The sequence below is a fragment of the Thermoanaerobacterium butyriciformans genome, assembly GCF_017874545.1.
GTDB classification, from domain to species: Bacteria; Bacillota; Thermoanaerobacteria; order Thermoanaerobacterales; family Thermoanaerobacteraceae; genus Thermoanaerobacterium; species Thermoanaerobacterium butyriciformans.
Map to the genome: position 1 here is coordinate 1 of NZ_JAGGLT010000050.1, position 11,183 is coordinate 11,183.

Consider the following 11,183-nt stretch of genomic DNA (forward strand, 5'->3'; position numbering starts at 1 on the left):
TCTGTGCCGTACACTCTAATTATACCACGATTCCTACTGTCTATCGTGATAGTTTTCGTTTATCGTGATGCTGTCAAAGCATGATGTTTATTTTAGATTAAACATAGAATCTACTTCCTCTTGTATATCACCTGCTATATCGAAATTATCTGGCACGATTAAAAATATACTATTAGCGATTTTCTTGATTTCACCATTTAAAGCAAAAATAGCACCACTCAAAAAATCAATAAGCCTTTGTGCGTCGTTTCTTTCCATATTTTGAAGATCAATTATCATAGGCTTTTTATTCTTTATATTGTCTAGTATAGTTTGTGCTTGTTCAAAATTCTCTGGCTTTAAAATGATGACTTTTATCTGTGATTGCGTATGTATATTTACTATCTTAGGTTTTTTATTAAACGGTATCTCATTTTCAACCTTTTCCTCTATGCCTTCATCTTCTTGTTCGTCAAAGCCAAAAAAATTCATCAATCTCTCGATTACCTTGGCAGCCATTTATTTTACCTCCATATTATATAATCTTTTACCAAAAATTCCTGTGCCTATACGTACTATATTTGAACCTTCTTCAACAGCAACTGTATAATCATTTGTCATACCCATAGACAAATATTTAAAGTCCACATTTTTTTGATTAATTCTTTTAGCACACTCAAATAACTCCTTCATCTTTTTAAAATAAGGTCTCACTTGCTCTGGTTCTAGAAAAGGAGCTACCGTCATGAGGCCTCTTATTCTAATATTATCAAAAGACTCTAAACTTTTAATAAAATCTATTACGTTTAAAGGGTCGATACCGTATTTAGATTCCTCTGAGCCTATGTTTACTTCAACAAGGCAATCCATCACAATATTATTGACATGCGCCCTTTTATTTATTTCCTGTGCAAGATGTACGCTATCAAGTGAATGTATCATCTTAACTTTATCTATTATGTATTTCACCTTATTAGTTTGAAGATGACCTATAAAGTGAAACTGAACTTTGTCCTTTAAAGCAGGATACTTATCAATTAGTTCTTGGACCTTATTCTCACCAATATCTGTTATTCCATTGTCTATTGCTTCTTGTATTCTCTTTACATCTACCGTTTTTGTAACAGCCATAATTAAAATATCGTCTGGATTTCTATTTGCCTTTTGTGCATGTACTTTAATATTATTTTTTATTTCTTCGATATTCAAACGTATATCCATAAATACCCCTCTTACTTCTTTAAATAATCTTTTCCATTTACTAGGATTTGATCATACATTTTTAAGCTGCCATCCTTGCTTTCTATTATCGCATTTTCATTGTTTTGGGTTTTAATGCTTATTTCTTTAAAAACAGGTAAATCATTATCACCTATTATGTAAATCCCATATTTGCCATTTTCATATACGACAGATGAATTTGGCACTATAAAACCATCATAATCATTTATTATCAAATTAACACTAACTTTCCGTTTTTTATAAAAATCGCTGTAAGCATCTTTCATGCTTATAACGGCTATATGAGAATTTTCAGATACCGAATAAATTTTTACAATATTCCCATCCAATAATTGCCCATTTTCTTCAATAATGTCTATTTTTACATCTTTCCCTTCTTTTAACTTTTTCCTTTCATCATTGTTTAAAACAACCAATATATACCAATTATAATTATTTATCAACTTAACTATTGGCTCACCTTGTTTTACAGAACCTGTCCGTTCTATTGGTTCTTTTTTTATCAAATTAATATCATTGTTATTTACATTAAACAGCTTATTAACATTCAATACATCTTCATAACCATCAAAAAATTTGCTTACAATACCCGCCTCAGGCGAATAGATTTTGTATAAATTTTGAGAAATAATATATTCCAATTCCTTTTTTTGGCTATAAAGCTCGTCTAGATTTCGGACCGACGCAGGACCATTTTTAAAAATCTGTTCTTTTTTACTCATCAAATCTTCAATTTTCTTCTTTATATTATTTGTAACTTTACTATCTTTTGATTCTTTGTATTCTTTATTTAATTCATCTATTTGACTGTTTAAGCTTTCTATGTCATTCACATATGGATTTAAAGCTTTATCGCTTTTTATATCTTGTATTTTCTTGTTGACTGAATTTAGTTCGGCCAATTTTTCCTTATCAAAAGACTGAGATACAACTTCTGCTATTTCTTTCCCTTTTGGGACTCTTGTCCCATCTTTAACAATCATATTTAACTTACCATCAATCGGTGAATCTATTATCATCTCATCCAGTACTATGTAACCATCTGTCTTTATTGACTCAGACAAAGTGCCATATCTAAGTGGAACAGTTTTATCTCTCCCGCTTATGGTGTTTATAGAAACTTTTCCTATGTACAGTAGAACAACCAATACTATAAAAACATTAAGTATTTTTTTCATAATAACCACCTATGATAATATTCTATAAAAAATCAATTTTTCCTTCTTTTAATTTTGACTTTTAAATTTATTTTATCATAAATTTAAAACATATGGTTAGCTAAATTTAAAGGAATTGCATATTATATTATATCTTAACAATATATCTAAGAAAAATTTGTATAATGAGTTTTTAAAGATACTTGCATTCGTAACAATTTTATGCTAATATTTAATTAATTATTTTATATAAAAATTTAATAGTTAATAAATGAGACAAGGGTGTTTCATTAATATCAATATGTGTATTAATGTTACCCTTGTTTTGTTTTACTTATATTTACCATATTTACTATTATTTAAATGAAAGGGGATCTTTATGCAAGAGAACTCATTAAAAACTATTTTTGGCGAAAATGTATTTAATGATGCAGTCATGAGAGAACGCCTACCAAAACAGACTTACAATGCTTTAAGAAAAACAATCGATGAAGGACTTCCTCTTGACCCAAAAGTTGCTGACGTAGTCGCAAATGCAATGAAAGATTGGGCTATTGAAAAAGGAGCAACACATTTTACACATTGGTTTCAGCCGTTGACAGGTATTACTGCAGAAAAGCACGAATCTTTTATTTCACCTACACCAGATGGAAAAGTTATAACAGAATTTTCAGGCAAAGAACTTATTAAAGGCGAGCCTGACGCATCATCGTTCCCTTCAGGCGGATTGAGAGCTACATTTGAAGCAAGAGGTTATACTGCATGGGACTGTACATCTCCAGCATTTGTTAAAGATAATGTTCTCTACATCCCAACAGCATTTTGTTCATATACAGGTGAAGCATTAGATTTAAAGACACCATTATTGCGTTCAATGGAAGCTTTGTCAAAGCAAGCTTTACGTGTATTAAGATTATTTGGCAATACAACATCAAAAAAAGTAATTACTACAGTTGGACCAGAACAAGAATATTTCTTGATAGACAAAAAATTATACGAAAAACGCAAAGACCTCATCTTAACAGGAAGGACATTATTTGGTTCCAAATCACCTAAAGGGCAAGAAATGGAAGATCATTATTTTGGAACAATAAGAGAAAGAGTTTCCACATTTATGAAGGAGCTTAATGAAGAACTTTGGAAACTTGGTATATCCGCTAAAACGGAACATAATGAAGTTGCCCCGGCTCAGCACGAATTAGCACCAATTTTCAACACAACAAACATAGCAACAGACCACAATCAATTAACAATGGACACAATGAAAAAAGTCGCTTTGAGAAATGATCTGGTATGTTTGTTACATGAGAAACCATTTGCAGGTGTAAATGGCTCTGGAAAACATAATAACTGGTCTATGAGCACAGATGACGGTTTAAATCTTTTAGATCCTGGTACAACACCACATGAAAATGCACAATTTTTAGTATTTTTGTGCTCTGTAATTAAAGCAATTGACGAATACGCAGACCTACTCAGAGTATCATGTGCAACACCTGGAAATGACCATAGGCTTGGTGCAAACGAAGCTCCACCAGCAATAATTTCAATATTCCTAGGTGAACAACTAACAGATATCTTAGAGCAAATAAGTGAAAGTGGCAGTGCTACAAACTCTAAACAAGGTGGAGAATTAAAAATAGGAGTAACAACACTGCCTACACTCCATAAAGATTCAACAGATAGAAATAGAACATCTCCATTTGCATTTACAGGAAACAAGTTTGAATTTAGAATGGTAGGTTCATCATCATCTATAGCAACTGCAAATTACATCTTAAATACTATTGTTGCAGAAGTTCTATCAGAAGTTGCCGATAGGCTAGAAAATGCTAATAACTTTAATGAAGAAGTTCAAAAAATACTGAAAGAGATTGTCACAAACCACAAACGCGTTATATTTAATGGAAATGGATATTCAGAAGAATGGGTTAAAGAGGCTGAAAAGAGAGGTCTTCCAAATATCTCTTCAACAGTTGATGCTATACCTGCTCTTTTGAAAGACAAAAATGTAAAAGTCATGGAGAAACACGGTGTATTAAGCAAAGTCGAATTAGAGTCTCGCTATGAAATAATGCTAGAAAACTATGCAAAGACGATAAACATAGAAGCATTAACAATGCTTGATATTGCTAAGAGACAATTATTGCCAGCAGTTATTAAATTTATAAAAGAAGTTGCTGATTCCGTAAATGCAGCAAAAAGTACTGGATTAGACGTTAAAATTGATGCACAATCAGATTTGTTGGCTGAGGTTTCCTCGCTGGCAGCAGAATTCAAGAAAAGAATTGATAACCTTGAAAATGCAGTAAACAGCGCAAGCAACATTGAAAATGATTCTTTTGCTATTGCAAAATATTATAGAGACGAAGTATTTACTAAAATGGGAGAACTGAGAGAAATAGGCGATAAATTAGAAACTTTAGTTGATGCTGAAATTTGGCCACTTCCAACATACGCAGATATGTTATTCTATGTGTAAAATATTCTATACACTAAAAATATCCACCGGCCTAGCCGGTGGTTTCCCTTATTTCGGAGCAAATACTATGTGATATTTACAATTCCATTTAGTATGTGATAAACTATGAATATCATTATTCATAATGATAATAACCTCCTTGTGATTTTTAATTTGTAGTTGACAGACCACAAATTTATTTTATCACTTGGGGGTTATTTTTTCGAAGCTCATCGTTAAAGCTTTACTGAACCCCTGGTTAGACCAGGGGTATTCATACACAATAAAAAACTATTGGGGTTTTACCTCAATAGTTTTTATAAAGTTCTAAATACAATATAAAAGTTCCAATTATAATAATTGATTTTTATTTCAAATCAATTACATCAGGCAAATATTCCTTCTCTCCGCTTTCATCATATACATATCCACACATCCCCGATCTCGGAGAATTTTCTCCTTCTTTTATTTCATAAATCATTTCATCATCACAGTTGCTTTTATGATTTTCTATACATTTTTTACAATAAAACTTATTGCAATCATAACAATAATAATATGCTTTATTTTTACATTCAAAACATTCATATTCTATGGGATTATTTCTTGCCATTACCTCAATGTCTTTATGTTGATAATCTTCATATTTATTTAGAACTTTTATAGTTATGTATGTTGTATCGCCAAAATCATATTCGTAGCTAAAAGTAAGCCCTTCTCTTAATACATTTTTTAATTTTACATTCATCCCTCGAGACCTTTTTCCAAAAAAGAAATTAAATTCATTTGCCGCTTTTGCGTCAATATCATAATCAACACCATCTATTGTAAATACACTTAAATGACCACAACATTCAACCCATATGTCTCGTAAAAACTGGTCTAATTCTTTTAATGTTACATTCTCATCTACCGAAACATATATCCAATAATCTTTTGGGTTATATTTATCACTTATTTGCAATACAAATAGATTACTTCGCTTTTTACCGACTGACTTTACCTTTTCTTGATACTCCTCCTTTTTAGTGCATAACTTCAAATGTTTTATAACTGATACCTTAGCTATTTCTTTCCCGCAATAATAACACTTGCCCTTCATCTTTTGCTCACCTACACTTTTCTATTTAATTCTTTCATTATTTAATATTTCTACATTTAAGCTTATATTCCTTCAAGTTTTTATGAAATTTACAAAAAAGCAAAAAAAGCCTCGATTCTCAAGGCTTTTTTTAATGGAGGTGCGGGGAGTCGAACCCCGGTCCGAAGGCGTCACAGTAAAAGCTTCTCCGAGCGCAGTCACTGTTTTTACATTCCCTCCGCAGTTCTCCCAGTGACAGGATAACTGCTTTGGTAGCTTCATAAAATCCGATTTATCTCAAAGCTTTGATAAATCAGTTCCCCACTAAATCGACGCCCAATCCTTTGATGTGGGAATCAAAGGTTGAACGGCTGCTTATTAATTAAGCAGCGTAAGCTAAATTATCGTTGTTTGCGTTTATTTTTAAGTCCACCGTTTAACGAGCAGATGGAACCTCGGCTCGCTACTTTTACCTCGACTGCCCCCGTCGAAACCAGTACACCCCCATATTTATATATGTTGGCTTTCTTTAAAATGCCTTTCTATTTCCCTTTTAGCATCCCTTCTTGCCATATCTTCTCTTTTATCATATAATTTCTTACCTCTAGCAACGGCTAATTCGACCTTTACAAGCCCATGCTTAAGGTAAACCCTCAATGGAACCAATGTATAGCCTTTTTGAGTAACGTAACCTGTCAATTTATTTATTTCTCGTCTATTTAAAAGTAATTTCCTTGTCCTCAGTGGATCCTTGTTAAATATATTACCTTTTTCATAAGGGCTTATATGCATATTGTATAAGAAAACTTCGTTGTTTTCAATACGTGCAAAGCTGTCCTTTAAATTAACTTTGCCCATGCGGACAGATTTGACTTCCGTCCCAAAAAGCACTATACCCGCTTCATAAACTTCATCAATAAAATAATCATGACTGGCTTTTTTATTTTGTGCTAATACTTTAATATTTTCACTTGCCATAAGATAACACCTTTTTCACAAAATCACCCTACTTGTGTCAAACAAATAGGGTCTTTGCTTATTTATTATAACATATTAAAATCTCATGTCAAGCATCATCGCCTACGGACATTTCATCAGGTGATGCCAAGACAAAATCTATTTCTCTCCTATCCACATTAGCACCTACCACTTTTACATACACAACGTCACCTATAGAAAATCTTTTATTAGTTCTTTCACCTACTAATGTGTATGTCTCATCATCATAGTGGTAATAATCATCATCAAGGGTATCAATATCGACTAATCCTTCTACTGTGTTGTCTAGCTCTACAAAAAATCCGTAATTTGTCACATTTGCAATTATAGCCTTATAAATATTTCCAATTCTTTCTTTCATGTACTCTACTTTTTTCAAATCTTCAATCTCTTTTTCCGCTGAATCTGCTGCTCTTTCCCTTTCAGAAGCTTTTAATGAAATGTCATTCAATATTTTGTTATAATGTTCCTGCCGCTTCTCATTCAATTTTCCATGGATATTCTCTTTAATAATCCTATGAATTATTAGATCAGGATACCTTCTAATAGGTGATGTAAAGTGAGTATAATACTGCGTTGCCAGTGCATAATGGCCTAAATCCTCTGGGCTATATCTAGCTCTCTTCAATGACCTTAATAAAAGCGTCTCAACGACTCTTTGTTCATTTTTGCCCCTCACTTGCTTTATAAGCTCTTGCAATGCTTTCGGATGTATTTCATCTCCTCCGATGCCTTTTATATGATAACCTAAATTGTGTATGAATTTATTAAATGCCATCAACTTTTCCATATCCGGATGCTCATGAACTCTATACACAAAAGGCACGTTAATCCAATGCATGTGTTCGGCAACTGTCTCATTTGCAACAAGCATAAATTCCTCAATAATCCTATGAGCTATATTTCTTTCGACTTTTACAATATCAACCGGTTTCCCTTTCTCGTCTACAATTATTTTTGCTTCTTCAAAATCAAAGTCTACGCTGCCACGTCTTTTTCTTCTTTCTAACAAAATCTTTGCCAAATCTCTCATATTATTAAAATCTTCTATTAAATCTTTATATCGCTCTTTTAACTCATCATCATTTTCTTCTAAGATTTTGTACACATTAGTATATGTCATTCTCTCTTTACTTCGTATTACACTTTCAAATATATCGTGATCTACAACATTACCATTCCTGTCTATCTTCATCTTTACCGTAAGTGTCAATCTGTCCTCAGATGGATTAAGGCTACAGATCCCGTTTGACAACCTGTGTGGCAACATTGGTATGACTCTATCTATAAAGTACACGCTGCAGCCTCTATTTAAAGCTTCTTTATCGAGTTCCGAACCCTCTTTAACGTAGTGGCTGACATCTGCAATGCTGACATAAAGTACATAATCGCCGCTATCAAGTTTCTCCACTGCCACAGCATCATCAAGATCTTTCGCATCTTCTCCGTCTATCGTGACAATATTTAAGTGGCGCAAATCTGTCCTTCCTGATATCTCTTCACTTGATATTTTCTCTTGTATGTTTTCTGCCTCTTTTATGACTTTCTTTGGAAATTCTTCAGGTATGTTGTATGAGCGAATCACTGATAGTACATCTACTCCAGGATCATCTTTCTTGCCTAAAATCTCAACTATTTTACCTTCAGGACTTCTCCTCTTTTCTGGCCACTTAGTTATCTTAACTACCACTTTCATACCATCTTCGGCATTCATGGTGTCAGATTTTGAAATAAATACATCTTGCGTAATGCTTCTATCATCTGGAACTACAAAACCAAAATTGCGGCTTTTCTCAAAAGTGCCGACTATGGTAGAATTAGCCCTTTTGAGTATTTTTACAACTTCTCCCTCCCATTTCTTCCCTTCTACTTTTTTTATTACACGGACCAATACAATATCATTCTGCATTGCACTGTTTAAATTGTCTTTAGAAATAAATATGTCCTTAATGCTTTCATTTTCAGGTATCAGAAAAGCAAAACCTCTAGATGTGGCATCTATTTTGCCTTTTATTATATCAAGTCTTTCTGATAAAGCATACTTTTCATTTTTTGTTTTATATATTGTCCCATCTTTCTCTAAATCTTTCAATAGATCCTCAACAATGCCCTTTTGACTGTAATCCACATCAAGCATTTTCAAAATATTATCAATCTTTGAAGGTTTGTAATTTTCATCATTAAAAAGCTCTAACAATTTATCTTTAAAATTCATACCGATTCCTCTCAATCTATTAAATTAAGTATTAATAATTGGAATAAATACATGCCAAATTTCTTACATAATTAATTTTCCATTTACCTATTATAATTATAACATTTAAAATGTGAAATATTGAAGAAAAGTTGTAAAAATAATTTTTAACACTTTCATTTTTGCTTTAACCTCTCTATTAATTTAATTGCTTGAGATCTATATCTATATTTATATTTTTCTGGCAGCATAATATCTCCATATGCTAACTCTTGCAAGGCTTTTATCGCATTATCAATGCCTATCTTTCTGATAGCAAACTCGTCTGCTCGTTGCTGACACTTTTGTTCGATTTGTATAAAAATTATTAATATTAAACAAATTACAGATACTGCTACAATAATCAATTTCCAATAAGTATAATGTAATTTTCCTACAAAATGTAAATAATCAATAATTAATACAGAGATATAAACAATCCATGGAAAAATTACAGGTGAAAAAAATTTCTCATTATATTATTATAATGATCCTCAATATGACCTTCTTCATGAGCGATTACATAACTTAAAATGTTTTGATTTTTAGATATAAGAGAATTAACAAAAATTTTCCCCTTATGCGCCATCCCCAGCGGACAACCTTGCAAAAAAGGCATTATAGGACTTTCATAAACAGCATAATTACCAGCATTTAAAATCTGTTTACTAAATATAATAGCAGATGAGTTTTTATAATCTAATGTAGAAAATACATATGGTCCAATAAAATAAAAATAAAATAATATTATACTGGTGTCAAATATTATATGTACTGCAAATTTTTCAGGCATACCTAACAGTATCAAAACAGTTGCAATATAATCATAAAGTTTCATTATTCCAATTGGTGCAATAATCATCAATACTAAACTTATTATCATGATAATTATTGTTTTTATATATTCGACTTTTTTTATAGGCTCTGTATTTTCAATAAATAAGTGACTCATGCCTATTGGTATGCAAATTTTCTTTAAGCCTGATAATACAATTATATTTCTTTTAATCTTCTGATTCTTTGAACCTTGGAGAAGAAAATTAAGTGTTGTCCATGTATCTGTAAAATAATACTCTACTTTCTTGCAGAATTGATGCATTTTAACCGGTTTTAATTCAGGTAATCCCGACGCTAAAATATTTATAAATAAACTAGCTATAAAAAATAAAAGATATCTTGAAAAATTAGTATGTAAGTATCCTTGTTCCAGTGGTGTTAACAATGCAAAAACTTCTACCCCAGAAAAACACCAAGATATAAGTGCAGCGCGCACTATCCACGCCGCTAATTCTGCTAAAAGAATCAATTATAATCATCCTTTCTTAAAAACTGTAAAACTATAAATTTTTATCTATAAGGATATTACTTAAACTCATATTAATTCAGGATACAATTTCACCTGCATAAATACCTCACTACATAAAGCTGTTATTTACTTAACATATATATTCTATTAAAATACAAAAAATCCTTCAGAAAGTTAAAGGAATAAATCTGTTATTTGATTGTTGACATGAAAAGTTTACTACAGTAAAATCTGAATATAAATAATAAGTGTGTGTTAAACAATATTCCAAACGGCATTTAATGTTACAAAGAATTTAAGCGATTACTAAAATATATCAATACGGTCAATCAATTAATCGAAGCGTTACTGATTAAATATGTGTTCCAGAAAATGACTTTTTACAGTAAAATTATTATTAGGCTTGTTAAAATTCTAAGGAGGGTATTATTATAAAAAAGAAATACAAAATACTGTTATTATTTATTTTAATAACCTGTTTTTTTATATTACTTTTTTTAAGGCAAATACAAGCAATTTCTATAGTTATTTATGAAGGACATACAGTTAAAATTACCTCTTTACATTTTAATAATATTGGTAGACCATTAACTGTAGTAAATGCTATTGACAGTAAAGGTAATAAAAATATTTACTATGAAAACTTATTATATAAGTAGCCAAAAAAGCGCAGACTTCCCCTACAGCTTTTAAAATAGACTTTAAAGGAAATTAATGGATATATT

The 11,183-nt window shown here is 31.4% G+C and carries 9 protein-coding genes and 1 other RNA gene; 1 reads left to right on the forward strand and 9 read right to left on the reverse strand.

Annotation, left to right across the window (positions count from 1 at the left end):
• Positions 1-87: 87 nt before the first annotated feature.
• The 3 genes from J2Z80_RS14510 to J2Z80_RS14520 are packed head-to-tail and all read right to left on the reverse strand — an operon-like array spanning position 88 to position 2,399.
• Positions 88-498, reverse strand: coding sequence for a cell division protein SepF (locus J2Z80_RS14510; protein WP_209455017.1), 411 nt, complete (start codon positions 496-498; stop codon positions 88-90).
• Entirely contained in the window at positions 499-1,200 is a 702-nt protein-coding gene (locus J2Z80_RS14515; RefSeq protein ID WP_209455018.1) for a YggS family pyridoxal phosphate-dependent enzyme, read from the reverse strand.
• A gap of 11 nt (positions 1,201-1,211) precedes the next feature.
• Positions 1,212-2,399, reverse strand: a complete 1,188-nt coding sequence (locus J2Z80_RS14520; protein ID WP_209455019.1) for a biotin/lipoyl attachment domain-containing protein — start codon at positions 2,397-2,399, stop codon at positions 1,212-1,214.
• A gap of 358 nt (positions 2,400-2,757) precedes the next feature.
• Between J2Z80_RS14520 and J2Z80_RS14525 the strand changes: the two genes are divergently transcribed.
• The gene (locus tag J2Z80_RS14525; RefSeq protein ID WP_209455020.1) at positions 2,758-4,860 is read left to right on the forward strand and encodes a glutamine synthetase III family protein; all 2,103 of its coding nucleotides are present in this window, start codon (positions 2,758-2,760) and stop codon (positions 4,858-4,860) included.
• Positions 4,861-5,206: 346 nt separating this feature from the next.
• Here the strand turns inward: J2Z80_RS14525 and J2Z80_RS14535 are convergent, their stop codons facing one another.
• The 6 genes from J2Z80_RS14535 to J2Z80_RS14560 all read right to left on the reverse strand — a co-directional run bounded on the left by J2Z80_RS14535 (position 5,207) and on the right by J2Z80_RS14560 (position 10,458).
• On the reverse strand, positions 5,207-5,941 hold the full coding sequence (locus J2Z80_RS14535) for an IS1096 element passenger TnpR family protein (RefSeq protein ID WP_209455021.1): 735 nt from the start codon (positions 5,939-5,941) through the stop codon (positions 5,207-5,209).
• Positions 5,942-6,072: 131 nt separating this feature from the next.
• Positions 6,073-6,426, reverse strand: a transfer-messenger RNA (tmRNA) gene (gene ssrA, locus J2Z80_RS14540).
• Positions 6,427-6,430: 4 nt separating this feature from the next.
• Positions 6,431-6,898, reverse strand: a complete 468-nt coding sequence (smpB, locus tag J2Z80_RS14545) for an SsrA-binding protein SmpB (RefSeq protein ID WP_209455022.1) — start codon at positions 6,896-6,898, stop codon at positions 6,431-6,433.
• 88 nt (positions 6,899-6,986) lie between these two features.
• Positions 6,987-9,134, reverse strand: coding sequence for a ribonuclease R (gene rnr / locus J2Z80_RS14550; RefSeq protein WP_209455023.1), 2,148 nt, complete (start codon positions 9,132-9,134; stop codon positions 6,987-6,989).
• Positions 9,135-9,289: 155 nt separating this feature from the next.
• The gene (locus J2Z80_RS14555) at positions 9,290-9,520 is read right to left on the reverse strand and encodes a hypothetical protein (RefSeq protein ID WP_209455024.1); all 231 of its coding nucleotides are present in this window, start codon (positions 9,518-9,520) and stop codon (positions 9,290-9,292) included.
• An 83-nt stretch (positions 9,521-9,603) separates the two neighbouring features.
• A complete protein-coding gene (locus J2Z80_RS14560) occupies positions 9,604-10,458 on the reverse strand; it encodes a hypothetical protein (RefSeq protein ID WP_209455025.1) in 855 nt (284 codons plus the stop codon).
• Positions 10,459-11,183: the final 725 nt, after the last annotated feature.